The sequence below is a fragment of the Streptomyces sp. NPDC031466 genome (assembly GCF_055581265.1).
Genome location: NZ_JBVIJT010000001.1, coordinates 610,029 through 635,780 on the forward strand (window position 1 = coordinate 610,029; position 25,752 = coordinate 635,780).

17 protein-coding genes and 2 pseudogenes are annotated in these 25,752 nt (G+C 71.3%); 9 read left to right on the forward strand and 10 right to left on the reverse strand.

Annotated features, from left to right (window positions below):
* Positions 1-132: 132 nt before the first annotated feature.
* The 4 genes and pseudogenes from ACZ5GP_RS02175 to ACZ5GP_RS02190 form a co-directional block, all read right to left on the reverse strand.
* Positions 133-1,065, reverse strand: coding sequence for a hypothetical protein (locus ACZ5GP_RS02175; protein WP_468748940.1), 933 nt, complete (start codon positions 1,063-1,065; stop codon positions 133-135).
* A 1,327-nt stretch (positions 1,066-2,392) separates the two neighbouring features.
* Positions 2,393-3,736, reverse strand: coding sequence for a glycoside hydrolase family 43 protein (locus tag ACZ5GP_RS02180; RefSeq protein ID WP_468749069.1), 1,344 nt, complete (start codon positions 3,734-3,736; stop codon positions 2,393-2,395).
* A 147-nt stretch (positions 3,737-3,883) separates the two neighbouring features.
* Positions 3,884-4,493 (reverse strand): annotated as a pseudogene (locus ACZ5GP_RS02185) (beta-xylosidase family glycoside hydrolase); the annotation flags it as partial.
* 732 nt (positions 4,494-5,225) lie between these two features.
* Positions 5,226-7,027, reverse strand: a pseudogene (locus ACZ5GP_RS02190) (type I polyketide synthase); the annotation flags it as partial.
* A gap of 562 nt (positions 7,028-7,589) precedes the next feature.
* On the opposite strand from ACZ5GP_RS02190, the gene ACZ5GP_RS02195 reads away from it, so the two are divergent.
* The 3 genes from ACZ5GP_RS02195 (at position 7,590) to ACZ5GP_RS02205 (ending at position 11,822) form a co-directional block, all read left to right on the forward strand.
* Positions 7,590-7,823 (forward strand): chaplin, encoded by a 234-nt coding sequence (locus tag ACZ5GP_RS02195; RefSeq protein WP_468748941.1) that lies wholly within the window; start codon positions 7,590-7,592, stop codon positions 7,821-7,823.
* Between the two features lie 968 nt (positions 7,824-8,791).
* Positions 8,792-9,508 (forward strand): GNAT family N-acetyltransferase, encoded by a 717-nt coding sequence (locus tag ACZ5GP_RS02200; protein WP_468749070.1) that lies wholly within the window; start codon positions 8,792-8,794, stop codon positions 9,506-9,508.
* Between the two features lie 7 nt (positions 9,509-9,515).
* Positions 9,516-11,822, forward strand: a complete 2,307-nt coding sequence (locus ACZ5GP_RS02205) for an Rv1355c family protein (protein ID WP_468748942.1) — start codon at positions 9,516-9,518, stop codon at positions 11,820-11,822.
* Positions 11,823-11,892: 70 nt separating this feature from the next.
* Here the strand turns inward: ACZ5GP_RS02205 and ACZ5GP_RS02210 are convergent, their stop codons facing one another.
* Entirely contained in the window at positions 11,893-12,618 is a 726-nt protein-coding gene (locus tag ACZ5GP_RS02210; protein WP_468748943.1) for a dienelactone hydrolase family protein, read from the reverse strand.
* A gap of 431 nt (positions 12,619-13,049) precedes the next feature.
* Here ACZ5GP_RS02210 and ACZ5GP_RS02215 point away from each other — a divergent pair, with 431 nt between their 5' ends.
* Entirely contained in the window at positions 13,050-14,318 is a 1,269-nt protein-coding gene (locus ACZ5GP_RS02215) for a cytochrome P450 family protein (RefSeq protein WP_468748944.1), read from the forward strand.
* Positions 14,319-14,533: 215 nt separating this feature from the next.
* Positions 14,534-15,277 carry a dienelactone hydrolase family protein gene (locus ACZ5GP_RS02220; protein WP_468748945.1) on the forward strand — a complete coding sequence of 248 codons (744 nt, stop codon included), beginning with the start codon at positions 14,534-14,536 and terminating at the stop codon, positions 15,275-15,277.
* Between the two features lie 85 nt (positions 15,278-15,362).
* Here the strand turns inward: ACZ5GP_RS02220 and ACZ5GP_RS02225 are convergent, their stop codons facing one another.
* Positions 15,363-16,328 carry a pirin family protein gene (locus ACZ5GP_RS02225; protein ID WP_468748946.1) on the reverse strand — a complete coding sequence of 322 codons (966 nt, stop codon included), beginning with the start codon at positions 16,326-16,328 and terminating at the stop codon, positions 15,363-15,365.
* Positions 16,329-16,448: 120 nt separating this feature from the next.
* Between ACZ5GP_RS02225 and ACZ5GP_RS02230 the strand changes: the two genes are divergently transcribed.
* The 3 genes from ACZ5GP_RS02230 (at position 16,449) to ACZ5GP_RS02240 (ending at position 18,679) form a co-directional block, all read left to right on the forward strand.
* Entirely contained in the window at positions 16,449-16,790 is a 342-nt protein-coding gene (locus tag ACZ5GP_RS02230) for a tetratricopeptide repeat protein (RefSeq protein WP_468749071.1), read from the forward strand.
* Between the two features lie 310 nt (positions 16,791-17,100).
* The gene (locus ACZ5GP_RS02235) at positions 17,101-17,664 is read left to right on the forward strand and encodes a dihydrofolate reductase family protein (protein ID WP_468748947.1); all 564 of its coding nucleotides are present in this window, start codon (positions 17,101-17,103) and stop codon (positions 17,662-17,664) included.
* A gap of 85 nt (positions 17,665-17,749) precedes the next feature.
* Complete coding sequence (locus tag ACZ5GP_RS02240; protein ID WP_468748948.1) at positions 17,750-18,679, forward strand: glycoside hydrolase family 18 protein; 930 nt, start codon at positions 17,750-17,752, stop codon at positions 18,677-18,679.
* A gap of 51 nt (positions 18,680-18,730) precedes the next feature.
* Here ACZ5GP_RS02240 and crcB read toward each other — a convergent pair whose 3' ends face one another.
* The 3 genes from crcB to ACZ5GP_RS02255 form a co-directional block, all read right to left on the reverse strand.
* On the reverse strand, positions 18,731-19,105 hold the full coding sequence (gene crcB, locus ACZ5GP_RS02245) for a fluoride efflux transporter CrcB (protein WP_468748949.1): 375 nt from the start codon (positions 19,103-19,105) through the stop codon (positions 18,731-18,733).
* On the reverse strand, positions 19,102-19,641 hold the full coding sequence (locus ACZ5GP_RS02250; protein ID WP_468748950.1) for a fluoride efflux transporter FluC: 540 nt from the start codon (positions 19,639-19,641) through the stop codon (positions 19,102-19,104). The genes crcB and ACZ5GP_RS02250 overlap by 4 nt, the downstream gene beginning before the upstream one ends.
* A 254-nt stretch (positions 19,642-19,895) precedes the next feature.
* On the reverse strand, positions 19,896-20,675 hold the full coding sequence (locus ACZ5GP_RS02255) for a PAS domain-containing protein (protein WP_468748951.1): 780 nt from the start codon (positions 20,673-20,675) through the stop codon (positions 19,896-19,898).
* 185 nt (positions 20,676-20,860) lie between these two features.
* On the opposite strand from ACZ5GP_RS02255, the gene ACZ5GP_RS02260 reads away from it, so the two are divergent.
* Positions 20,861-24,118, forward strand: a complete 3,258-nt coding sequence (locus ACZ5GP_RS02260; protein ID WP_468748952.1) for a bifunctional cytochrome P450/NADPH--P450 reductase — start codon at positions 20,861-20,863, stop codon at positions 24,116-24,118.
* Between the two features lie 209 nt (positions 24,119-24,327).
* On the opposite strand, the gene ACZ5GP_RS02265 is transcribed toward ACZ5GP_RS02260, so the two are convergent.
* On the reverse strand, positions 24,328-25,752 hold the full coding sequence (locus tag ACZ5GP_RS02265) for a dihydrolipoyl dehydrogenase family protein (RefSeq protein WP_468748953.1): 1,425 nt from the start codon (positions 25,750-25,752) through the stop codon (positions 24,328-24,330).

Here is a 25,752-nt window from a genome sequence, read left to right on the forward strand (position 1 = left end):
CTCGCTGACGTGCACGATGTCGAGCAGGACCTGCACGGTGATCCCGCGCCGGTCGGCTTCGACGCGGATCAGGCCGAGTGGGTGGCGGGCGCCGTCGACCAGGACGACCCGCCCCTCATGCGCAGTCGTACGTCAGCCCGCCCGCTCATAGGTAAGGACGGTCTTCGGGTGGTTGCCGATCGTGCGTAGGCGCAGCGGGCCGCCCGAGGACTTCACGTCGAAGTCGTACTTGAGCTCCTCCGGCGGGCAGTTGACGGTCCTGGTGCCCTGGTCGAGCTTGAAGTTGCTCAGGGACAGGTCGTGCTGGTCGATGCCGGTGACAGTGGCGCTGCCCTTGCATCGCGGGCCGGTGCGGGACTCGATGACCACGCGTGCGCGTCTGCCCGGCCCGACCTGGTGGAAGGTCAGCTGCTGGCTGCCGTCCGTGGCTCGCCACCGGCCCACGAACCAGGGGTGGATGGGCTTGTACTCCGTGGCCACCTTGGCGAATCCGGAGCCTTTGCGCCAGGTCAGCGTGGTGGTCTGCAGCATGCTGCGATCGACGAAGTCCACTCGGGCGCCACCGTCGCGAATGCGGGCCTTCGGCCAGACGAGGTAGTTTTTGGTCGGGTCGGTGGTCCAGGAGGAGAGGTCCCCGGTGGCAACGGCCGCGATCACCTCTTGCGGTTCTTCGCCGTCCCTGCAATACGCGCCGAAGCCGGCCGCGAGCCACACGGTGTCCCGGTACGCCTTCGCCCTGATGCCGTGGCACGGTTTGGTGCCGGTCTCATAGACCGTCTTCCGGGCGGACCAGGCATCGTCAGAGGCGTGGCGATGCTGTGCCTCCAGGCCGCGGCGAGTGAAGCGCAGGGACACCTGCCGGCCGTCGGACAGTTCGAGGACGGTGTGGTCGTCGTCGTCCTCGACGACCCGTGAATCAGGCTTGTCCTCGGGTTCGCGGTGGGACTTCGTGTGCTTCGCGCTGCTGCCGGACGGTCCCCTGTCCGATTGCTCGGCGCAGCCGCCGACGGGTGCGCCGAGCATCAGCACCGCTACCGCCCACGCCGCTGCGCTCTTCGTTCTCATGCCGTGTCAGCTCCCCTGTACGCCGTGCCGCGCTGCCCGGACCGGTGGGTGGCACGAACTCGGCGATGCTAGTCGGTGGGCGGCCCGCCCCGCTCGGCCCACGGCACGGTGCGGCCCCGGCGGTTCCGTCTCTCGTCGAGGACAGCGGCGACCGCACCCGGGCCCGGCCGCCGCCTCCCGCGCCTCCAACTCCCCGATCAACGCCCCCATCAGCGTCGCCTCCCCCACCCACACGGTAGAGACCCGACCACGTCGCCATCACCCACAACCACGATCTCCCAGCTCAAACCATCAGGGCCGTCCCCGGAAGAGAGCTACACCCTACCGAGCTGACATCCAGGGACGACGGGCTGCGCGCTCCTCGGGCTCGGCGGTAGGGCAGGGCGTGAACCCGAGACGACGAGACCACGCAGGAAGCCACCCGTGATCGCCGACGACAACCCTGCGAACCTGCCATCGGCCGCCGCGCTGGCAATCACCACGGTGCACGCCGACGGGTAGGCCGACACCGTCGCGCGCCTGGCCGGGCTGCTGGACGTTTTTCCTGCCCCAGTCTGAGCGCGTGACCGCAGGCCACCTGCGGCGGCCTGGCCGCGACATATGTTCCCGACCCTCGGCTTCAGTCCTGCAGAGGCCGATCATGCCGAACTGGGCGCCGCCGGTCAGCTGCTGCCGCCACCATCACCCTGTCGAAAATGGGTCTCCGGCATCCGGTTGTCGTGTTTCAACGGTTCCTTCGTCCCCAGGCGGGCCCAGACCAAGAACGTCCCCAGGCCCACGGCCAGCAGACCGACCGGAATCAGTATCGCGAGAGCCCACTCGGGCATGCCGCCTCCCCCCTTGGCGTCACCGGACCCGCCAGAGGCAGGGTAGCCCTACGCCCACCCGGCCGGGGCGGGCGAACTCACCAACCTCACCGACCGGTTCTACCGTTACCGGCGCACCCGGGAACGTCAGCGGGACCGTTCCTTCAGCATTGTCGTGATCGGGGAAGAACAGCGGCGCAGTGAACGACCTCTGCCAGTGGGGTCCATCTCTGGCCGAGCGGCAGCAGTACCCGGTGGCATGGGCTGGACGCGTTCTTGAGGCAGCTTCGCTGAGCCTGGGCAAGACTGTGCCGCCTGCAATGCGGTCCGCGACCGGGACCACTACGCCGCGAAGAACGTGAGAACGGCCGCCGGACTGGCGGTTGCAGCCTGCGGAGCGCAGGTCGGACCAGAACGCGTCCCGGCACAGCGCGACGAAGCAGGAAGTGACGGACTCCCGTCCGTTGCTGTGTCACGTAGCGGCACGGCAACGGACGGGGGAGCAAGGCAACGCGGTGCGGTTACGCGGCGCGGGTGAACTGCCACCAGTTGACATTGAACAAGTAGCCGCTGCCGCCGCTGAACGTCAGGTAGAGGTCATGGGTTCCCGTCACGCCGCTGACTGGGCAGGTCACCGTGGTCCAGGACTGCCAGCCACCGGTGTTCGGCACACCGCACCGGCCCACGATCGACCCGCTCGGACTGTCCAGGCGCACTTCGAGGGTGCCGCCGCTGGTGGCCGAGGCGACGCGTGCGGCGAAGGAGGAGGCGCCCGCCCCGAAAGCCACTCCCTTGACCTTGGTGTAGTCGCCGTTCTCGATCCAGCCGACGTTCATTCCGCCGTCACTGGTCCATTCGGTCTCGATCCCGGAACCCCAGGCGATCGTCTCGGCCTCCTGGCGGACGTACGGATCGAGTGGGCCGGCCTGCGGGGCACCCGTGCTCGTCATGTTGATCGTCGGAATGGTGCCGTCGGCGTTGTAGGAGAACTTCTCCACGGCTACCGAGCGGGTGAAGCCGCCTCCGCCCGGGAGGGCGCCGTTGTGGTAGAAGAAGTACGAACTGCCCTTGAAGTCCACGATGCCCGGGTGGTTGGTGAAGCTGTCGCCCTGGGCGGGCATGACTGTTCCACGGTAGGTCCAGGGTCCGGTCGGGCTGGGTGCCGTGGAGTAGGCGATGAATTCCTGGCAGCACTTGGCCGCGTACACCAGGTAGTACAGACCGTTCCGCTTGTAGGCCCACGGCCCTTCTTCGTACAGCGTGGGACGGTCGGGGTTGTCGGTGCGGGTGCCGAATCCTGAGGTGGTGAGCGGGATCTTGGTGGGGCTGCCCGAGTAGGAGATCATGTCGGCGTTCAGCTTGACGTACCACAGGTTGGGGTTGCCCCAGTAGAGGTAGGCCTGACCGTCGTCGTCGATGAAGACGGTCGGGTCGAACTCGGTGTTCTCCAGCAGCGGGTGGCCGAGGGCGTCCCGGAACGGTCCGGTGGGGCTGTCCGCCACCGCCACGCCGATGGCGAATGCGCCGGTCGCCCGGACCGTCACCGGCACGTACCAGTAGAACTTGCCGCCCCGTTCGACGGCCTGGCCCGCCCACGCGTTGGCGCCCGCCCAGCTGAAGGTGTTCAGACTGAGCGGTGTGCCGTGGTCGGTCCAGTTGACCATGTCGGCGGAGGACCACACCCGCCAGTCCTTCATCACGAAGGAGTTGGTGGAGCCGTCCTCGTCGTGCCCGGTGTAGAGGTAGACCCGTCCGTTGTGCACCAGCGGGGACGGGTCGGCGGTGTAGACGTGCTGCACGATCGGGTTGTCGGCCCTGGCCGCCGTGGGATGCACCGCGGCAGGAAGGACGGCGAACGCCACCATGAGGATCAGCGCCCAGGTTGCCCGGGCGAGTCTCGTACCGGTGGCGGGTGATCTCACTGCGGTCGGGGGAGCCATTGGCCTGTGGACGTCGGTACTGGACATGGTGTGGCCCTTCCTGGTGCTGCGACTCGGGGACTGAGCAGCCGGTCAGATGCGGGGAGAGGGACATTGCCGCGCTCGGGGTGTGGTCAGCGCGAACCGTGCGATGCGGACGGAGCCGCCGAGTGTCTGCGTGGCGTAGTGGGTAAGGGCGAAGCGGCAGCCCATGAAGAACTGCCAGGTGTCGCCCATGGTGAGCGCGGGCCCCAGGCGGGTGAAGTTGGTGCCGTCGGTGCTGTAGGGAAGGTTCCCGGACGGGAGGCGCCGGGGCGGATGTCGGCGGCCGCGCGCAGCCAGATGCGGCCGCCCATGACGCTGGCGCTCGCGACTTCGGTGCCGGTGCCGATGATGTTCCAATTGCTGTCCCTGGTCAGGCCGTTGACCATCGCTACCGGGTTGTGCCGCCGTCTCGTTCGATGCCGATCTACGCGGAGAGGGCGCGCGGCAGGGTGAGTCCGGCCCGGTGGCCCGGTCGCCGTCGCGCATCGTCGCGTAGTCCAGCTGGATGGTCGCGGTGGAGGTGGGTCCCTGAATCCCACACGGTCGTTCCGTCGAAGGTGCCGACGCCGGTCAGTGGGGTGACCTGGCGGGGTGGGGGCGGCAGGACGGGGCTGGGATACGGCGTGTCCCAGGCGCCGCCTACGAGCTGGACGACGGGCCGGCGGCGCCGAGCCTGACAGGAGGAGCACGCCCGCGCGGCACAGGCGTGGGCGTGGGCGTGGGCGTGGGCATTGTGCGGGTGACGTCACACGAAGCTCCAGGAGGCGATCGGGGCTTTCCGCACTCATGCCAGGTGCACCCTTCCAAGTCCGGCATTCGGCGTGTGGGTGGGTGCTGTCATGCCCGGCATGTACACCATGCGAAAGCCGCTTCGCCCGGCTCATGTTCGATACTGCGAACGCGCGTCGAACCTTCGAACGTCATGGATGCTAGGAGTTGAGAGCGGACAGCACAAGATCCCTAGAAGCCGCATCTCGAACGAATGTGATCGCTCAGTTCTTCTGGCAAGGAATGTTTCGCCCGGGGTGAGGGAGGCACGCGTTCCACGAGTCGGTACAGGGCGGTCTGGAACGCGAACAGTGCGGGTTGGGCGTACTGGGTCCGGTGCAGCAGTTCCGCGTCGGCCGAGTGCTCGGGCGCGAACATCACCTCCCGCAGGGGCCGTTCGAGGTGGGGCGCCATGTGCAGGCACACCTCGTCCAGGGCGCGCGCGAATGCGGGATGGGACGGCGTACAGCCGCCGTCCCATCCCGTTGGGCTGGCTGCCCTGGCCGGTGAAGAGCGCGGCGGTCGACAGGCCTTCCATACCGGACCGTACGCCGCCGGTGACCACTCCGGGCGCCGACCGCTCCTGAGCCAGTGCCTCCACGGCGCCCAGCAGTTCCGCCCGGTCGCGTGCGGTGGCGACTGCACGGTGCTCGAACCGGGTGCGGCCCGCGAGGGGGAACCCGGTGTGCAGGGGCGTCAGTTCCGGGCGGGTGGTCAGGTGCGCGGCGAGCCGGCCCGCCTGTTCGCGTAGGGCCGCCGCCGTGCGGCCGGACAGTACGACGGGGACCGCGGCGTCCGTGACCACGATGGCGGTGGAGTCGCGGCCCGCACCGGCCACCGGTCCCTATCCCCCGCCCTGTGCGTCGGGCGCCTCCTCGATGATGGCGTGGGCGTTGGTGCCGCTCACCCCGAACGCCGACACCGCTGCCCGGCGCGGGCGGTCCGCGTGCGGCGGCCAAGGCACCGGCTCCCGCAGCAGCCGCACCTGCCCGGCCGAGCAGTCGACATGCGGTGACGGCTCGGATACGTGGAGAGTGCGCGGCAGTACCCCGTGACGCATGGCCATGATCATCTTGACTACCCCGGCGGCGCCGGCGGCGGCCTGAGCGTGTCCGATGTTCGACTTCAGCGAGCCGAGGTGGAGCGGCCGGCCGGCGGGCCGGTCCCTGCCGTAGGCGGCGATGATCGCCCGCGCCTCGATCGGGTCGCCCAGCGTGGTCCCGGTGCCGTGCGCCTCGACCGCGTCGACGTCGGCCGCCCGCAGTCCCGCGTTGGCCAGTGCGCGGATCAGGCGTTCCTGCGCGGGTCCGCTGGGCGCGGTCAGCCCGTTGCTCCCGCCGTCCTGGTTCACGGCGGTGCCGCGTACCACCGCCAGGCCCGGTGTCCTTGCCGTCGCGCTTCACCGAATCGCTCCAGCACCACCACGGCCGCCCCCTCGGCCCACCCGGTCCCATCCGCGAAGGCCGAGAACGCCTTGCACCGCCCGTCCGGTGCCAGCCCCCGCTTGCGGCGGAACTCCGACAGCATGCCCAGCGTCGACATCACGGTCACACCGCCGGCGAGGTCGCAGTCGCCCGCCCTGAGCGCCTGTCCGGCCAGGTGCAGCGCCACCAGCGACGCGGAGCACTGCGTCTCGACGGTGAGGGCGGGCCCCTCGAAGCCGAAGATGTAGGCGATCCGGCCGGAGACCATGCCCAGCGCGTTGCCGGTGAGCATCTGGCCCTGCGCCATTGGTGGGGCCTCGCGCCAGGCCGGTCCGTAGTCCTGGAGGGAGACTCCGGTGAAGACCCCGGTCCGGCTGCCGCGCAGCGCGTGCGGGTCGATGTCCGCGCGTTCCAGGGACTCCCAGGACGTTTCGAGCATCAGCCGCTGCTGCGGGTCGAGCGCCACAGCCTCCCGGGGGCCGATCCCGAAGAAGTCGGGGTCGAACGGGTCGATACCGCCGAGGAACCCGCCGTGGTGGGTGTAGGTGGTGCCCGGCGACCGGGGGTCCGCGTCGTACAGCGCGTCCAGGTCCCAGCCGCGGCCCTCGGGCAGTCCTGCGATGGCGTCCCTGCCCTCGGCGACCAGCCGCCACAGCTTCTCGCGGGGAATCGGCGCCCCCGGGCATGCGGCACGCGAGACCGATCACCGCGAGCGGCTCCTGGACCGTGGGGGCGGGGTGGCGGCCGCCGCCGGCGACGGGCGGTCGTCGCCCTGTCCGGAGTGTCCGAGGAGTGTGGACCGCAGGTGGCCCGCCAGGCCGTGGGGCGTCGGGGGGGGGGCGAAGAACACGGTGACGGGCAGCCGTACTCCCGTGACCTCGGAAGGGTCGGCGCGCAGCCGCTCCGCCACCTGCCGGTAGACGCCCAGCCGCCGCCAGGGGGACGTCATCTCCACGGACCGGTCGGTGACGCCGGTCACGGCCGACAGCCGCGCCCGCACCAGGTCGAGCAGGGCCAGGTGCCGCTCCGGTTCGGGGAGGCGACTCAGCCTGTCGCTCCACGGGGCCGTGTCGTGTCACATCGAGGGCCCGTGCGCATTCGCCACGCTTCACTTCCCATGTTCCGTCGCCACCATGCCCTTCCCCGCCGTCCGCTCCTGCCGGAGCCCTCGACGCAGACGAGCCCGCCACTGCGGACGGCCGTGTCGGTCTGGTGCAACGGCACAGGTTTCACCGCGTCACGCTGTCGCCGGTACTGGCGTGGCTCGCCATGCGCGGGAGGGAGCGTCGACCGGCGCCGTGCGCCGACCGACCACGGGGTCCGCGTCCTCGATGCCGGTGCCGGTGGCACCGGCGGCGTGGTGACGACATGTCGACAGATCGCCGAGCGGAAGGGTCGGCCACCGCCCTCCGTGCAGCGGCTGGGGAGAGAGGTTGACCTCAGGCGCGATGGCACGTTGACCAGCGCACGCGTACGACGGGACGGTTCGTAGGAGAGGTGCCCTGGGAGTGCCTGCCGGGCTCGTCGCTCACGACCCGCTCAAGACGCAAGGAGAACAGTCGATGTTGAAGAAGACCGCAGGCACCCTGCTGGGAGCCGGCACCCTTGTCATGGCAGGAGCCGGCGGGGCGGTGGCGGACGCCGCCAGTCAGGGTGCGGCCGTGGACTCCCCCGGCCTGCTCTCCGGCCGTACCGGCCAAGCGCCGGTCCACGTGCCCACCAACGTCTGCAACAACACCCTCGATGTGATCGGTGCGCTCAGCCCTACCTTCGGCGACACCTGCGTCAACAAGTAACGCTGCTGCGAGGCCAGTTCGGCGACCTCGGGCCCCCACCCCTGTCCGGGTCAGGGGGTGGGAGCGTGCGGCAGGCCTCCTTGCCCACGGCCATACCTGAAACACATGGGTGGCGCCGGACAAAGTCCGGCGGCGAATCCGTGCATGGCCTGACGCAGGCCCTCACCGAACAACGCGACACATGCCCACAGCCGCAGGACGACTCAGCCGGTGTCGGGCTTACGCGCGCGCAAGATGACGTCGAACTTCCCGGGCCATTTCCGGTCCATCGGCTCGAACCCCGCCTCGGTGTACCACTGCTCGAATTCCTGCGGCGTGTGGGCAGGTCGTGAATCTGCTCCGGCTAACCAGATCTCAAAGACTCGAGAGAATAGCGGGTTCGGGAGTACCGCCTGGCCGTTTCTTGAGCGGAGCGAACACCTCAGGCGCGGTGCGGCGTGCAGACGTCCCGGGGGCGGGACACCGGGTGGGCGTGGCCGATTCACCGCCTTAACGTGCATCGTCGAGAACTCCCTCCCCGTTGACGCGTCCTGCCCGAATGACGAATCCGTTCAGGTCGCCATGCGTCACGAGGCAACACCAAACCCGAGAACCGCACAAGACCATTCGCATCCCACCCCCCTCGCCGGTGGCGTGAATCGATCGCTTCCGCCTCTCACCCCTGCCCTTTTGGCTGAAGGATTCCCCATCCTGACCCCAGCGCGAACGATCAAGGGGCTGAAAGTCGCCCCTCGGATGGAGCGGCAGGTAGCTGGATCATCTTTCTGAAACGGACACCCCTCCGGAGCCACGACGCCCCATTCGTCGATTAGGGTGCCGCGGACCCCCTCCGGAATATGTCTGCGAGAGGCGCACGCGTCGAAGAAGACCAGAAACTATTTGTCCGGCCATGAGGCGTCCGGTATTTTTCGATGCCGTCCGCAGCCACATCCGTGATCCGCATCCGAACCGACCCACGAGGATCCTTGATGTACCTCCGGTTACTCGAAGCACAGTTCGACGATCCCACCTACGACACCTACCTCGAAGCCCAGCAACGCGCTTACTCCGCGCCCGGCTACGAGACGTTGACGAAGTACGGAAGCACGGACGCGCGCACCACTCGCGACCCGTTGAGTTACCTTGCTGTCTTCGACGAGACGGCAGGCGACGAGGGCGAGAGGCCCGTCGGCGGTATACGTATCCACCGGAAGATAACGGGTCAACTACCGTCGGAGATCCATCTCGCGAGCCAGGATCTCAACGACGCCTTGGCGGCCGAAGTCGCCGCCGGCGAGTCGGTGGCAGAGATTTGCGGCATCTGGGTGGACCACGACTGGAGGGGCCGCAACCTCGCGTCCCTGCTGTGCTTCACCTCCGTCGTGGCGGCTCAGCGACTGGGCGCCACCGTGATCTGCGGCAGCGGCCCCACGGAACGCATCAAGGGATACGAACGGTGCGGTCTCCGTTTCCGGCACGACCGCCCCCTGCACGACCGCCCGTTCCCGGGCGTCACGGCGTACTACTCCGTCAACCGGGCAGAGGCCATCCGCCATCGCGAGGAGCGGTTGACCAACGCGGCGGTGCTGCTGGACCGCGCCTTGGACGAAGCCCCCTGCATCCCCACCGACGTGGTCCGCGCCGTCACCGAGACACTCGGCCTCGGGCACACCACCGCCTCGGCATCCATAGGCAACGCACGTTAGGCGATCAATGAACCTGGAAGCCCATCTCGGCACCTTCACCCGGACCGCCGGCGACACCGCTCCATGGCGACCGACGCTGTACGCACCGGTCGAGCCCGAGCAACGCTCCGCCCTGACAGAGCTCCTCGAAAGCGGTGCCGTCAACTCCGTCCACGACACGTGCGCCGACCAGCTGGCGGAGCTCCTCTCCGCCAGGCGCCCCGACTGGCGACCGGACGCCGACGAGTTGGCCTCTGCGATCAGTGACCACCTCGGCGGCAGGCCCTTGGCGGAGTACGGCACATGGGCGTGGTACGCCTGGTCGCGGCAGCTCGTCCACGTCCTGCCGCCGGCCGAGCACCGCGAACTCCGTCAGTCCCGCAACCGGTACAAGATCACCGCGGAGGAGCAGGACCTCCTGTCGCGGAAGACCGTGGCCGTGGTGGGTCTCTCCGTGGGTGCCGCGAGTGCGGTCACCCTCGCCCAGGAAGGGGTGGGCAACCGTTTCCGGCTCGCCGACTTCGACCTCCTCTCCCTCTCCAACCTCAACCGGCTCCGCGCCTCGGTCGCCGATGTAGGGCTGCCCAAAGTCGTCATCGCCGCACGGCAGATGTACGAGATCGACCCCTACCTCGACATCACTGTCTGGCCGGAGGGACTGACCGAGGAGAACACCGACGCCTTCCTCGCGGGCGGTGGCCGCACCGACCTCCTCGTCGAGGAGTGCGACGACATGTACCTCAAGGTCCATGTCCGTGAACGCGCCCGCGCGCTCGGCATCCCCGTCCTGATGGAGACGAACGAGCGCGGCATGCTGGATGTGGAACGGTTCGACCTCGAACCGGAACGCCCCCTGCTGCACGGCCTTCTGCAGGGCGTGGCGGCCGCTGGGGTCAAGAAGATGTCGACCCGCGAAAAGCTCCCGCACCTCCTGCGCATCCTCGGGCAGGACGAGCCCTCCGAACGTCTGGTCTCCTCCCTCGTCGAGACGGGCAAGACCATCTCCTCGTGGCCCCAGCTCGCCTCGGGTGTCAGCCTGGGCGCCGCGCTGGTGACCGACACCGCTCGCCGCCTCCTGCTCGGTCAGTTCACCTCCTCCGGACGGTACTTCGTCGATCCCGGCACGCTGATCCGCGAAGGCGCGGAGACCTCCTTGGCACCGGCGGAGCCGACGCCCGAGCCCACCACGGCGGTGGCCTCCCCTCCCCTCCTCCTGCCGCCGCCCGGCACCGCCGGCGCCACCCTGGACGAAGAAGGCATCCGCCGCCTGGTCGCCCACGGCATCCAGGCGCCGTCCGGCGGCAACAGCCAGCCCTGGCGGTTCGTGGCCCATGACGAGGCGTTGGACTGCCGCGTCGACACCGCGCAGCCGCAAACCATGCTCGACTTCGAAGGCCGCGCCACCCAGTTGGCCATCGGCGCGGCGGTGGAGAACATCCACCTCGCGGCCCAGGCCTCGGGCCGAGCCTGCCAGGTGCGGTACTTCCCCACCCCGGCCGACCCCGGCCTGGTCTGCCGACTCACCTTCTCCCCCGCGGCCGACGTCCCGCGCCCCGCGCTGTTCGACTGGATCGAGCAGCGCACCACCAACCGCGGTCTCGGCCCGGTTCGCCCACTCGCCGAGTCGCACGCCGCAGCGCTGAGGGACTGCGCCGCCGAGAGCGGCGCCCGACTCCACCTCGTCACCGAACGCGACCAGTTGGACGAGATGGGCCAGATCCTGGGGGCGGGCGACCGGCTGCGGATGCTCTCCCCGCAACTGCATCGGGAAATGATGAACGAGTTGCGCTGGGACCCCGAGGAGACGCGGCGCACGCGCGACGGCATCGACGTCGCCACGCTGGGGTTCGACGAGGTCGACCTCGCGGGCGTCCGGCTGGCACGACAGTGGTCCGGGCTCGCTTTCGTTCGCCGGATCGGCGGCGGCAAAGCCTTCGAGGAGAGTGCCGCGAAGGCCCTTGCCGCCTCGTCGGCCGTCGGCTGCCTCACCATCCCGGGCAAGGGCCCTGACGCCTTCGTCGACGGCGGACGCGCCCTGCAACGGCTCTGGCTCACCGCCACCTCCCTCGGCCTGGGATTCCAGCCCCACACCTCCCTGCTCTACCTGTTCCCCCGCGTGGAGGGTGGCGGCGAGACCGGACTCGACAGCGCCGAGACCGACGTTCTGCGCACGCTGCGCGCCAGGTTCGCCGCCGTCATCCCCAGCAAGCCGGACGAGGCCGAACTCATGCTCTTTCGGCTCTCCTACGCGCCGCCGCCCACGGTCCGCTCGCTGCGCCGCCCCGTCGACTCGGTGCTGCGATTCGAAGGACCGCCTCCGCGGAGCGGGGCGTGACGGGCTCCGGCACGGCCTCGGTGCGCGTTCGGTGATCTTCGGGTGACGGCAACCGGCACTGCTGGAAGGGTTACTCCGTCAGGGGCAGGCACTCGTCGAGCAGACCGATGACGTCACTCCAGGCGCGTCGCGCGTGCCGAGGGTGGTGGCCCACTCCGGGGCGCACGCGCTGGTTCACCGGGGGGTGGTGGAAGGCGTGCAGGGCGCCGCCGTAGACCACGAGACGCCAGTCGACGCCCGCGGCCAGTATTTCGGCGGCGAAGGCGTCCCGTTGCGCGGGCGGCATGATCGGGTCTTCCGAGCCGACCCCTGCCCACACAGGACAGCGGATGCGCGCCGCCTCGCCCGGTCGGCCCGTGGTCAAGGCGTTGACTGTGCCGATCGCGCGCAGGTCGACGCCGTCGCGCCCGAGTTCCAGCCCGATGGCGCCCCCTGTGCCATAGCCGATGACGGCGATCCGGTCGGGGTCGGTCCGCGGTTCGGCGCGCAACACGTCGAGCGCCGCGTGACCGATCCTCCGCATCCGGTCGGGGTCCGCGAGCATGGGCATGACTCGGGCCATCATCTCTTCGGGGTCGGTGAACCACCGTCCGCCATGGATGTCGAAGGCGAACGCCACGTATCCCATCTCGGCCAGTGCGTCGGCCCTGCTGCGCTGGAAGTCGTTCAGTCCGGCCCCCTCGGGCCCGAGCAGGACTGCGGGCCGCCGGTCGTCGCCGGCCGGGAGCGCCAGGTGCCCGATCATGGTCAGACCGTCGGCCGGATAGGCGACCGAGCGTGTGGTAACCGTGCTCATGCGACCGCACTGTAGCCATCTGCGGGACAGGACGATCGAACCGACAGGGCCGACCGGACAGCGCTGGTACGTCTCTGACGTGCGCTGATGGCCGGCAGGGCGCCGATCTCGGTTTCGGCACGTCACCAGCATGGAGTACAGGCGCTGTTGACCTCGGCGACGGCCGACGTCCCGACTCGCCGCGCCCTCCCCCGGCCGGCATGGTCCGCACCTCAACACCCGTCTCACCGCGGGAATACGCCGCTCCACAGCCGAGCGCGACTGGCCCACCGGCACCAGGCTTCTCGGTGCGGGTGACGACCTCACGCGCTCGAGGTCAGCAGCCAGGGAAGGTAGTTGTGGGGCTGGAGGTGCGGGATTAGAGTGAGCCGCCGTGCTCGGAGTGATCGGCGGGGGCCGGTAACCCGGGCCTGAGGAAAGGGAATTCCGTCGTGACCAAGACCGAGAAAGCCGCCGCCGAACCCGCGATACCCGGCAGCACCGACCGGCCCGACAGCCCCGACGGGATCGAGGTGCTCGCCTCGCTCAGTCCCGACTTCCAAGCCGACCCCTACACCGCCTTCGCGCGGCTGCGCGAGCGCGGTCCGGTGCACCAGGTGGTGACGCCCGACCGGGGCGTGGTGTGGCTCGTGGTCGGGTACGAGGCCGCGCGCGAGGCCTTCACCGCCCCGCAGCTCAGCCGGGACTGGCACCGCGAGTGGCGGCAGTCCGGCTGGAGCCCGCCGTACGCCCTGAACATGCTCGGCAACTCCAACATGCTGATGAGCGACCCGCCCCACCACACCCGGCTACGGAAGCTGGTGTCGCGGGAGTTCACGGCCCGGCGGGTCGAGGGGATGCGGGGGCGCGTCCAGGAGATCACCGACGAGCTGCTGGACCGCATGGCGGCGGACGGAACGCACCGCGCCGACCTCATCGAGGCGTTCGCCTCCCCGCTCCCCATGATCGTCATCGCCGAACTGCTCGGCGTCCCCGGCCTGGACCGCGCCTCCTTCCACGCCTGGTCCAACGAGACCCTCGCGCCCACCAGCCCTGAGGCCGAGAAGGAGGCGTACGAGCAGATCATGCCGTATCTCACCGGGCTCATCGCCGCCAAGCGCGAGAGCCCCGGGGAGGACCTGCTCAGCGCCCTCGTCCACACGGTCGACGAGGGTGGCGACCAGCTCACCGAGGACGAGCTGGTCTCGTTGGCCTTCCTGCTGCTCGTCGCCGGGCACGAGACGACGGTCAACACGATCGGCAACGCGGTGCGCGCGCTCCTCGCCCACCCCGACCAGATGGCGGCCGTGAAGGCCGATCCGGCGGGGCTGGCGGTGGGGCTGGTGGAGGAGACGCTGCGCTACGACGGGCCGGTGGCGACCACCACGCCGCGCATCGCCCTGGAGGAGACCGAGATCGGCGGCGTACGGGTGCCGCGCGGTGCCATCGTGCTGATCGCCATGGCCGGCGCGGACCATGACCCGGCGCGCTTCCCCGAGCCGGAACGCTTCGACGTACGGCGCACGGAGGCCCGGAACCATCTCTCCTTCGGCCACGGGATCCACTTCTGCCTGGGCGCCCCCCTGGCCCGCCTCGAGGGCGAGGTGGCGCTGCGCACGCTGCTGGAGCGCTGCCCGGACCTGCAGGCGGACGGGGAGCCGGGAGAGTGGCTCCCGGGGCTGCTGATCCGGGGACGGCGGACCCTGCCGGTGCGGTGGTGACACGCCCGCCGCGGGCGGCGTGACGGGCGGGTGAGCAGCGGTCGCGGCGTCCGTTCGCGTAGGTCGGCGGGGCCTGTCAGTGGCGGAGTTCACTGTGGGCCCGCGGCCGGCGGCGAGGGCATCGGCCACAGCGAGCGGGCGGCCCGGCCCGAGGCCCTCTGATCAGCCCTCCAAAAGAACCATGCTCAACGCACGTGGCCCACGGGAGAAGCTCCATGTCTGCTGTTGAAGCCGTTGACCTGAGCAGTCTGAGTGCTACGGCCGGCGGCTCGCAGAGGCTGGCGGGGCACCTCGTCCGGCCGAAAGGCGAAGGGCCCTGGCCGGGTGTGGTCATCGCACACGAGGTACTCGGCGTCGACGACGTCATGCTCCGCCAAGCCGAGCGCCTGGCCGACGCCGGGTACCTCGCACTGCTGCCCGACCTGTTCACCGAGGGCGGCGCACGGCGCTGCCTGATCCCCACGATCCGGGCGGCCATGTCCGGGACCGGGCGTGCGTACCGGGACCTGGAGGCTGCCCGCTCCTATCTGCTGGCCCAGAGTGACTGCACCGGCGCGGTCGGCATCATCGGCTTCTGCATGGGAGGCGCGTTCGCCTTGATGTCGGCCGGACGCGGTGACTACGACGCGGCGTCCGCCAACTATGGACTGCTGCCCAAGGACCTGGATGTCCTCGCCGACGCCTGCCCCGTCGTCGCCAGCTTCGGCGGGAAGGACCGCACCCTGAAGGGGGCGGCGGGCCGGCTGAGCGCGGCCCTCGAACGTCATGGAGTCGTGCATGACGTCAAGGAGTACCCGCAAGCAGGCCACGCCTTTCTGAACGACGCCGAGGCCGGCCCCAGGCCGCTGCGCCCCCTGTTCCGCGTCATGAACATCGGTCCGGAACCGGACGCTGCGGCGGACGCCTGGCAGCGCATCGAGACCTTCTTTGCCACGCATCTCCACGCTCCCCGCACCTGAGTGGCGCGAGTCGTGGGCATTCTTGGCTTCGCGGGCCTGCACCAACCCGCCGACACAACACGTGCGTTGTAGCTGAGGGCACAGGTCAGCGCACCCTCCCCCGCGGCTTCAGCGTCACCGGGGGCAGTTCCGGGGCAGGGAGTGCGGGGCCGTCGTAACCCTGCACCTCGCCGAAGCGGGTGCCCGTCGCCCAGTCCGTCCGCGCCTGTTCGATCTCCTCGTGGGTGCGGCCGACGAAGTTCCACCACATCACTAGTTCCTCCTCGAACGGTTCGCCGCCCAACAGCATCAAGGAGGCGTCCGACTCCGCGCGGAGCGGGAGTTCCGTGCGGCCGCAGCCCAGGTAGAGCATGGAGCCGGGGAGCACCGGGACGCCGTCGACGTGGGCCTCGCCGGACATGGACAGGACGGCGTATTCGAAGTCGGGCTCCAGCGGGAGACGTACGTCCGCGCCGTGCGCCAGGGCGAGGTCCGCGCCGACGATCGGGGTGTACGTCGTGCCGGGCGAGCGGGCCCCGTCCAGGGCTCCGAGGACCAGCGTCGCCGTCAGGCCGGGGGCGGTGGCCCGGGGTAGCTCCGCGTGGTGCTCGAACCGCGGGGCCGTGTGGCGGTCGGTGTCGGGCAGGGCCACCCACAGCTGGGCGCCGTGCAGGAAACGGGCGTGTGGCCTCGGGCTCTCCTCCGAGTGCGAGATGGCCCGGCCCGAGGTCATCAGGCCCAGCTCGCGGGGGCGGATGGTCTGTGTGCTGCCGGTGGAGTCGCGGTGCAGGACCTTGCCGTCGTGCAGCCAGCTGACCGTCTGCAGGCCCATGTGCGGGTGCGGCGGCACCTGCATGCCGGGCTCGTCCGCGATGTCGTCGGGGCCGTAGTGGTCGACGAAGCACCAGGCGCCGATCATGCGGCGCCCGAGATTGGGCAGCAGGCGCCGGACCTCGGTGGACTCGCCGAGCTTGACCTGCCGGGGGCTGAGGAGTTCCCGTACCGGTTCCGCCACGACGAAGCCACGGCCGCCGCACCGGCTCGGGACCGCCTCACGATCAAGATTGCTCATGTCGCACAACCTAGTCCCGGTGACGCCCCAGCGATGGATACCCCCCTCGCCCATGTAGTGGAATATTCAACCACTGTGGGCGGTTGCAGCGTCCGACGAAGAAGGAGGCGGACAGTGGAGATGTCCTACTACGACCACGGGACCGCGGCGGAGCGCTGGGAGCGCGCGCGGCAGTTCTTCGACGCCAAGGAGTACGCCACGGCGGCCCGCATCCTCGCCGCCCTGGCCGACGAGGTGCCCGAGCAGGTCGCCCCGCGTCTGCTGCTCGCCCGCGCCTACTACCACTCGGCCCAGCTGCTGCGCGCCGAGGCGGAGCTGTCGAGGGTCCTCGAACTCGACCCCGTCGAGAGCTACGCCCGGCTCATGCTGGGGCGCACCCTGGAGCGGCAGGGCAGGCCGGCCGACGCGGCACCGCACCTGCGGATGGCCGCGGCGCTGAGCGGTGACTTCCCCCAGGTGTGACGGGTGGGGCAGGTCGGGCGGGAGCGGCGGGGCAGGTGGAGCGGCGGTACAAGCTGAGGGGCGGGGCAGGCGGAGCGGCAGTACAAGCTGGGGGGCGGGGCAGGCGGTACAGGCTGAGGGGCGGGGCGGGCGAAGAGGCGGAGTGGGCAAATAGCCCCCGCTCCCGGAGCGTGCTGCCGCGCCCGCACCGCCCCCTCGCCCTCCCCGGCGTATCGTCGGAAGTGCCGCCGCAGCCGCCGCCACGACAGCCGCGCCCACGACGCCGTGGCCACCCGCCGTGACCCACGGCGACGACCCCGTGAGGACCGCGATGCGAAAGATCGTCTGGACGATGTCGGCCTCCCTGGACGGCTTCATGGAGGGGCCGAACCGCGAGATCGACTGGCACCTGGTGGACGAGGAACTGCACCAGCACTTCAACGACGAGGTCCGCGCGATGGGCGCGTTCCTGGACGGCCGGCGCACCTGGCAGCTGATGGCCGACTACTGGCCGACCGCGGACCGGAACCCGTCGAGCAGCGGCCCCGAGAGGGAGTTCGCCGGGATCTGGCGGGACATGCCGAAGTACGTCTTCTCGCGCACCCTGCGCCAGGCGGACTGGAACACCACCATCCTGCGCGAGGTGGTGCCCGAGGAAATCGGGGCGCTCAAGCGGGAGGCGGGCGGGGACCTGGCCCTCGGCGGCGCCGACCTTGCTGCGTCCTTCCTGCGTCTGGGGCTCGTCGACGAGATCCGCACCTACGTCCACCCGGTCGTGCTCGGGCGCGGCAAGCGCATGTTCCAGGCGCCGGAGGTGACGGCCGACCTCCGGCTCACCGGGACCCGGGCCTTCGGCAACGGCGTCGTACGGCTCTGCCACGAGGTCGCGAACTAATGCGCTTTAGCTCTTCCTCGCCCTGGTGATTCGCCGCAACGCCCGTAAGAATTGCGGCGACTTCGACCTCAGGGGAGAGATGAGTATGAAGAGGCGCAGCGTCCTGCTCTCGGCACTGGCCCTCACCGCCGCATCGGGCGGTACGGCGATGGCGGCGACGACACCTTCCGCGACGGGCAGACGCGTGGTCGTCTATTACCAGACGCAGTACGCGAACGGCACGTACGTGTCGCCGCTCGCGCTCACCGAGAACCACACCGGCGTGACGGATGTCCTGGTCGCGGCGGTGCACCTCAACGACCTCAACGGGCCGTACGTGCCGGTGCATCTGAACGACGATCCGCCGAGCGCGGCGAAATACGACCGGATGTGGCGCGACCTGAAGACCCTGCGCGGCCAGGGTGTGCACGTGCTCGCGATGGTCGGCGGGGCGGCGCCCGGCAGTTTCACCCGGCTCGACAATGAATTCGACACGTATTACCCGCTGTTGCGGGACTTCATACGGCAGTACGAGCTCGACGGCGTCGATCTCGACGTCGAGGAGCGGATGTCGCTGCGCGGGATCGAGCGTGTCATCAGTGCGCTGCGCGCCGACTTCGGCGCGGATTTCCTCATCACGCTCGCCCCCGTGGGCAGTGCGCTCAGCGGCGGCGGAAATCTCTCCGGATTCGACTACGACGCGCTTTACCGCAGCCGGGGCGGCGACATCGCGTGGTTCAACGCCCAGTTCTACAACGGCTGGGGTCGCATGAGTTCCACGGCCGACTACGACCGCGTCATCGCGCGCGGGCTGATCCCGGCCTCCAAGGTGGTCGCGGGCACGCTCACCTCGTCCGCCAACGGCGGCAGCGGCTATGTCGGCATGTCGACACTCAAGTCGACGCTCCGCGCACTCGCCTCCCAGCATCCCGGCTTCGGCGGGGTGGCCGGCTGGGAGTACTTCAACTCACAGCCCGGCGGCACCGCGGCGCCCTGGAAGTGGGCGGCGGAGGTCTCCTCGGCCCTGAAGCGCTGACGCGGGGACGAAGTGACGCGGTGACGCGGTGACGTACCGAGCGGTCGGCTGTCACTGCCACAGGGCCTCGGCGACGGCCACCCCCATGAAGGCCGCGCCGAGGCCCGCCGCCACGCTGCCCAGCGCGTTGGCCAGCGCGTGGCACCGCGCCCCGCTTTCGGCGAGCCGCAGCGTCTCGTAGGAGAACGTCGAGTACGTGGTCAGGGCCCCGCACAGCCCGGTGCCGAGGAACAGCAGCACGCGGGAGGAGGCGGCGCCCGCCGTGACGGCGCCGGTGAGCACGCCGAGCACCAGGCAGCCCACGACGTTGACCAGGAAGGTGCCCCACGGGAAGAGCGTGGCGTGGCGTCTTTGCACGGCGCGGTCAGTCAGATAGCGCAGCGGCGCGCCGATCATCCCGCCGGCGACGACGAGCAGCCAGTTCACCGGTTCTTCCCCCCTCGCCTGGGCCGCAGGTCCTCGCGGGCTGCGGTGGTGGGCCGCCTCGCCACCAGGCGGCGCGTCGTCCACGCCGCGCCCCCCACCGCCGCCAGCGCCGCCAGCAGCGTCAGCGCCATGTAGGCGAGCCCGGTGCGGATGTGGCCGCCGCTGACGAGGCGCTCGATGTCCACCGCGTAGGTCGAGAAGGTGGTGAAGCCGCCGAGCACGCCCGTCCCGAAGAACGGCCGCACCAGGCGGTGCGCCGCCCAGACATCGGTGATCAGCACCATGAAGACGCCGATCACCGCGCAGCCGACGGCGTTCACCACGAGCGTCGGCCAGGGGAAGCCGTCGGCCGCGACCGGCCACAGGAGGGACGCGCCGTAGCGCGCCGAGGCACCGAGGGCGCCGCCCAGGGCCACCGCGGCGAGGATCGGGCCCTGTCCGCGTGCCGGCTCGGCGCGCTGGGCGGCCATGGAGAGGTCGACGTCGGGGTCCACGGGTTCGCCGGCCGCGTCGGGTCGGCTGGCTCTTCCGGGCATGTTCCTCCTACTCGCCGTCGCCCGTCTGCGGGCGCGCTCGTTCGCAAGTAGGGACCGTTGGCGGCGTTCGCCGCGGTTCGGGTACGGCGGGCCCCACCGCCGTGCGGCGCCGGGCAGGCCCGGGAAGATCGCCGCTGGCCTTCAGGCTAACCGCCCGCACGCGCCCCCGCGCCATCGGGCCCCGCCCGGCGCGGGGCGGGCGGTGCCGCCCGGTGAGCGGTTCCCGGGCGGGTGACCAGGGATACGGACAGTTCCTAGGCGAAGTCCCCGCGCCGGTCGCGGGGCGGTGGGAGCGGGCGTGCGGTGGGCGCGGACACCTCGGGCGGCCATGCCGCCGGGTCGAGGAGGCCGAGGACGTAGGCGCGGGCCACCAGGGCCGTGCGGTTCGGGGCCCGCAGCCGCCGGCACAGCCGGGTCAGGTGGTAGTTGACGCCGTCCACGCCGATGCCCACGGCGCGTGCCGCCACCGCCGTCGTGGCGCCGCCCGCGACGAGCCGCAGAATCCGGGCCTCCTGCGCGCTGAGGGCCGGATGGGCCGGCTCCAGGTCCGCGTCGTGGGAGCGCGCCGCGGCGCCGGGCCCGGTGGCCTGCGCGCTTTCCTCGGCCACGCGCAGCGTCACCAGCAGGGGCGGCGTGTCCTCCAAGGGGTCGGTGACCGGCTCGACCGTCAACTGCCCGTGGTGCGACGTCTTTCCCGCCGTCCAACTCACTTCGACCGGATAGCGGGACCGGCGGCCGGAGCGCATGGCCTCGTCGAGCTTGCGGAGCTGTTTCCTGTTGGTGGGCGTGAGCAGGTCCAGCAGCGGCCGACCCGCGACCCGGCCCGGCCGGAGTCCCAGCGCCCCGGCGAAGGCCGGGTTGGCGACCGTGACCACGCCGTCGCCGGTGCTGATGGCGGTCGGCGCGGGCGAACGGTCGAGCAGGCTCAGGAACCTGCCCCGCCAGACGGCGGCGTCCGCCACCCTGGGCCCGCCCACGGCCTCGGCGCCCGGCGGACCGCCGTCGGTGGCTCCCCCACCCTGCGACCGGGACACGCGTCCACCTCCTCGCCCCGCATAACCACGTCACCCCTGTCCGCGCAAGCCGCGAAGGGGAAAAGGCCCCTACAAGATTACGTAGTTCTGGCGGCGGGCCCGCGACCGGGGCGCGCGACGGTGGAGGCGGCGCCCAGCGCATCGGGCGTCCAACTCCCCCGCACCCCTGGGAAGAGGCACTGGCCATGAGCGAATCCCCCACCCCCGACGTCGACGTCACGGCCGACGAGGTCCCGACCGTCGACGTCACGGCAACCGGACTCACCAGCACCCCCGTTCAGCAGGCCGTGGAACTCGCGCGCCGCCACGGTCCGCTCTACGTCCGGCGCTACCACGGGCGTGAGAGCGTCTGGGCCTCCTCCCTGGAGCTGGTCGAGGAGCTCTGCGACGAGACGCGTTTCGCCAAGGGGGTCGGACCGGCCCTGGAGAACGTGCGCGGCATCGCCGGGGACGGCCTGTTCACGGCGTACGACGACGAGCCCAACTGGGCCAAGGCGCACGACATCCTGCTGCCCGCCTTCGCGATGAACTCGATGCGGACCTACCACCCGCACATGCTGCGCGTGGCCCGGCGCCTCATCGCCTCCTGGGACGGCCGCCTCGCACCGGACGGGACCGGGTCCGCGCCGGTCGACGTGTCGCAGGACATGACCAGGATGACGCTGGACACCATCGGCCTGTCCGGGTTCGGCTACGACTTCGAGTCCTTCGCCCGCGCCGATCCGCACCCCTTCGTCGAAGCCCTCGTCCGCGGGCTCGGCCACAGCCAGGCGAAGCTGGCCCGGGTGCCCGGCGGGGAGTACGCGGCGAAGGACGCGGAGTTCGACGCCGACGCGGCCTTCCTGGCGCGGGTCGTCGACGAGGTGATCGGGGCCCGCAAGGCGGCGGGCGACACCGCCACCGACGACCTGCTCGGCCTGATGCTCAACTCCCCCCATCCGGACAGCGGAGAGGTCCTCGACGAGGCCAACATCCGCAACCAGGTCATCACCTTCCTCATCGCCGGACACGAGACGACGTCGGGCACGCTCTCCTTCGCCCTCTACTACCTGCTGAAGAACCCGGCCGTGCTGCACCGCGCCCAGGCCGAGGTGGACGCGCTGTGGGGCGACCTCACCGACCCCGAGCCGACGTACGAGGACGTGGGCAGGCTGCGGTATGTGCGCCAGGTGCTCAACGAAGCGCTGCGGCTGTGGCCGACCGCCCCCGCGTTCCAGCGCCGGGCCCTCGCCGACACGACGCTCGGCGGGCGCCATCCGGTGCGGGCCGGCCAGTTCGTGGTGGTGCTCACCCCGATGCTGCACCGCGACCCGGTGTGGGGCGACAACGTCGAGGAGTTCGACCCGGAGCGCTTCGCCCCCGAGGCCGAGGCGGGCCGCTCCCCGCACGCGTACAAGCCGTTCGGAACCGGTGAACGCGCCTGCATCGGGCGGCAGTTCGCGCTGCACGAGGCCACGATGCTGCTCGGCATGCTGGTGCACCGCTACCGCTTCGTCGACCACGCCCGCTACGACCTGAAGGTGAAGGAGACCCTCACCCTCAAGCCGGACGGCTTCACCATGACCCTGGCCGCGCGCACCCCCGAGGACCGGGAGCGGAGCCGGACCGCGCTGCGCGAGCTGCGCTCCCTCGCCGGATTCGCCGGTTCCGGCACGGGCGAGGCCGACGCGGGTGAGCGGGCGCAGGACGGCAGGGCGACGCGGGCCCGCGCCGGGACCGCTCTGACCGTGCTGCACGGCTCCAATTTCGGGACGTGTCGGGCGTACGCGGAGCAACTCGGGGAGCAGGCCGCCGACCTCGGATTCGACGTGCGTGTCGCGGCCCTGGACGAAGCCACGGGCGCCCTGCCGACCGACACGCCCGTGGTGATCGTCGCCGCCTCCTACAACGGCCGCCCCACGGATGACGCGCGCGCGTTCGTGTCCTGGCTGACGGCGGCCGCGCCCGACGCCACCGGGGTGCGGTACGCGGTCCTCGGTGTCGGTGACCGGAACTGGGCCGCGACCTACCAGCGGGTGCCCACCCTCATCGACGACGCGCTCGCGGCGTCCGGCGCGAGCCGTCTCCTGGAGCGCGCCGAGGCCGACGCCTCCGGGGACCTCGCCGGTTCCGTGCGCCACTTCACGAAGGCGCTGCGGCGCGCGCTGCTGGAGGAGTACGGCGACCCGCTGAGCGTCGGTGCGGCGGCCGCCGCGGCCCCGGCCCACGGCTACGACGTCGTGGAGGTCACCGGTGGGCCGCTGGACGCGCTGGCCGCGCGGCACGGCGCGATGGCGATGACGGTGGTGGAGAGCGCCGACCTCGTCGACACGGCGCATCCGCTCGCCCGCCCGAAGCGGTTCCTGCGGATCGCGCTGCCCGCCGGGGTGACCTACCGCACCGCCGACCACCTGAGCGTCCTGCCGGTCAATGACCCGGAGGTGGTCGAGCGGGCGGCCGCGGTGCTCGGCGTCGACCTGGAGGCGGTCCTGAACATCCGGGCCCACAAGCCCGGGCGGGCCGCCCTCCCGCTGGATCGTCCGGTGTCCGTACGCGAACTCCTCAGCCGTTACGTCGAATTGCGTGACGCTCCGACCGCCGAACAGGTCGCCCTGCTCGCCGAACACGATCCGTGCCCGCCCGAGCGGTCCGCCCTGGAGCAACTGGCGGCCGACCCGGGCGCGTTGGCCGCACACGGGGGCAGCCTGCTCGATCTGGTCGAGGGCCACCCGGCGCTGCGGGGGTTGCTCCCCTGGCCCGTGCTGCTCGACCTGCTGGCGCCGATGCGGACCCGCCACTACTCGATCTCCTCCTCACCTGTCACCTCGCCGGACCACGCCGACCTGATGGTCTCGCTCCTTTCGGCGCCGGACCGCTCCGGGCGCGGGACCTTCCGGGGCACCGGATCCTCGTACCTCCACCGCGTGCGGGCCGGTGACACCCTGTACGCGCGGGTACAGCCCTGCCGCGACGCCTTCCGTGTCACCGCTGACGCGCGGACGCCCGTCGTGCTGGTCGGCGCGGGCACGGGCCTCGCCCCGTTCCGGGGGACGATCGCCGACCGGCTGGAGCTGGCCCGCGCCGGCCGTGAACTCGCCCCGGCACTCTGCTACTTCGGCTGCGACCACCCCGACGTCGACTATCTGCACCGCGCCGAACTGGAGGCGGCGGAACAGGCGGGCGCGGTGTCCATGCGGCCCGCGTACTCCAAGGCCCCCGAGGGCGATGTGCGCTACGTACAGCACCGGATCGCGGCCGAGGCCGAGGAGGTGTGGCGCCTGCTGGAGGCGGGGGCGGTGGTCCATGTGTGCGGCGACGGCTCCCGGATGGCGCCCGGGGTGCGCGAGGCGTTCCAGCGGATGCGGACGAAGTTCGCGGGCGGGGACGCCGCTGCGGCCGAGGCGTGGTGGCGGGACCTGGTCGCCGAGGGGCGCTATGTCGAGGACGTCTACGCGAGCAGCTGACGGCGTGTCCGGGCGGCCGCGAGATACGCGTCCCGCGCGCCACACCGGCCGACACATCACCCCGGGCAGCCCCGCCGTCCCCGAGGCCACCCCGCTGTCCCGGGCAGCCTCGCCGCCCCCGATCCGCCCCGTCCCCCGGACCACCCCCTCGTCCTCGGGCCGCCGCGTCGCCCCACGCGGCGTGCCCGGCGAAGTCGATCGGGCCGGGCTCAGCCGCGGTAGGTCTCCAGGAGCCGCAGCCACACCTCGCTGATCGTCGGGTAGGCCGGGACCGCGTGCCACAGGCGGTCCAGGGGGATCTCGCCGGCCACCGCCATCGTCGCGGAGTGGATGAGTTCGCCCACGCCCGGACCGACGAAGGTGACGCCGAGCAGGATCTCGCGGTCCAGGTCCACGACCATGCGGGCACGGCCCCGGTAGCCGTCCGCGTACAGGCCCGCGCCCGCGACACCCGACATGTCGTAGTCGACGGCGCGGACGCGGTGGCCCGCGGCCTCGGCCTCCGCGAGGGTCAGGCCCGCCGACGCGGCCTCGGGGTCGGTGAAGACGACCTGGGGGACGGCGGCGTGGTCGGCGGTGGCGGAGTGGGCGCCCCAGCGGTCGGTCTCCAGGAGAGGGACCCGTCGGGCGCGGGCGGCGATGGCGGCGCCCGCGACGCGGGCCTGGTACTTGCCCTGGTGGGTGAGGAGCGCGCGGTGGTTCGCGTCGCCGACCGCGTACAGCCAGTCGCTGCCCTCCACGCGCAGGCTCTCGTCCACCGACAGCCATGAGCCGGGCTCCAGGCCCACCGTCTCCAGGCCGATGTCGTCGGTGCGCGGGGCGCGGCCGGTGGCGAAGAGGATCTCGTCGGCCTGCACGGTCGAGCCGTCGTCCAGCGTCGCGGTGACGGTGCCGCCCTGCCGCTCCACGGCGGTCACGGAGACTCCCGAGCGGACCTCGGCGCCCGCCTCGGTCAGGGCTTCCTGGACCAGTTCGCCCGCGAACGGCTCCATGCGGGGCAGCAGGCCCCCGCCCCGCACCAGCACCGTCACCCGGGAACCGAGCGCCTGCCAGGCCGTGGCCATCTCCACGGCGACGACGCCGCCGCCCACCACCAGGAGGCGGCCCGGCACGTGGTCGGCGGCGGTCGCCTCGCGGCTCGTCCACGGCTTGACGTCGGTGAGGCCGGGCAGGTCGGGCAGGGCCGCGCGGGTGCCAGTGCACACGGCGACCGCGTGGCGGGCCTCCAGCGAGGTCCGGGCGCCGTCCGCGCCGGTGACCGTGACCTTGCGGGGGCCCGCGATGCGGCCGTGGCCCCGGTACAGGTCGACGCCGACGCCCTCCAGCCAGCCGACCTGGCCGTCGTCCTTCCAGTGCGAGGTGTACTCGTCGCGGTGGGCGAGGACGGCCGCGGCGTCCAGCGGGCCCTGGACCGACTGGCGCAGCCCGGGGACGCGGCGGGCGTCGGCGCGGGCGATGACGGGGCGCAGCAGGGCCTTGCTGGGCATGCACGCCCAATAGGAGCATTCGCCCCCGACGAGTTCGCTCTCCACGATCGCGGCGCTCAGGCCCGCCGCGCGGGCCCGGTCCGCCACGTTCTCCCCCACGGGACCCGCACCGATGACCACTACGTCGTATGTCTTGGTATCCGTCAT

What these genes read in the sequence shown, in the direction of transcription:
- ACZ5GP_RS02175 (WP_468748940.1), bottom strand. Translation starts at nt 1,065, where the DNA reads ATGAGAACGAAGAGCGCAGCGGCGTGGGCGGTAGCGGTGCTGATGCTC.
- ACZ5GP_RS02180 (WP_468749069.1), bottom strand. Translation starts at nt 3,736, where the DNA reads ATGGTGGCGTTCGCCGTCCTTCCTGCCGCGGTGCATCCCACGGCGGCC.
- ACZ5GP_RS02195 (WP_468748941.1), top strand. Translation starts at nt 7,590, where the DNA reads ATGTTGAAGAAGACCGCAGGCACCCTGCTGGGAGCCGGCACCCTTGTC.
- ACZ5GP_RS02200 (WP_468749070.1), top strand. Translation starts at nt 8,792, where the DNA reads ATGTACCTCCGGTTACTCGAAGCACAGTTCGACGATCCCACCTACGAC.
- ACZ5GP_RS02205 (WP_468748942.1), top strand. Translation starts at nt 9,516, where the DNA reads ATGAACCTGGAAGCCCATCTCGGCACCTTCACCCGGACCGCCGGCGAC.
- ACZ5GP_RS02210 (WP_468748943.1), bottom strand. Translation starts at nt 12,618, where the DNA reads ATGAGCACGGTTACCACACGCTCGGTCGCCTATCCGGCCGACGGTCTG.
- ACZ5GP_RS02220 (WP_468748945.1), top strand. Translation starts at nt 14,534, where the DNA reads ATGTCTGCTGTTGAAGCCGTTGACCTGAGCAGTCTGAGTGCTACGGCC.
- ACZ5GP_RS02225 (WP_468748946.1), bottom strand. Translation starts at nt 16,328, where the DNA reads ATGAGCAATCTTGATCGTGAGGCGGTCCCGAGCCGGTGCGGCGGCCGT.
- ACZ5GP_RS02230 (WP_468749071.1), top strand. Translation starts at nt 16,449, where the DNA reads ATGTCCTACTACGACCACGGGACCGCGGCGGAGCGCTGGGAGCGCGCG.
- ACZ5GP_RS02235 (WP_468748947.1), top strand. Translation starts at nt 17,101, where the DNA reads ATGCGAAAGATCGTCTGGACGATGTCGGCCTCCCTGGACGGCTTCATG.
- ACZ5GP_RS02240 (WP_468748948.1), top strand. Translation starts at nt 17,750, where the DNA reads ATGAAGAGGCGCAGCGTCCTGCTCTCGGCACTGGCCCTCACCGCCGCA.
- ACZ5GP_RS02250 (WP_468748950.1), bottom strand. Translation starts at nt 19,641, where the DNA reads ATGCCCGGAAGAGCCAGCCGACCCGACGCGGCCGGCGAACCCGTGGAC.
- ACZ5GP_RS02260 (WP_468748952.1), top strand. Translation starts at nt 20,861, where the DNA reads ATGAGCGAATCCCCCACCCCCGACGTCGACGTCACGGCCGACGAGGTC.
- ACZ5GP_RS02265 (WP_468748953.1), bottom strand. Translation starts at nt 25,752, where the DNA reads ATGACGGATACCAAGACATACGACGTAGTGGTCATCGGTGCGGGTCCC.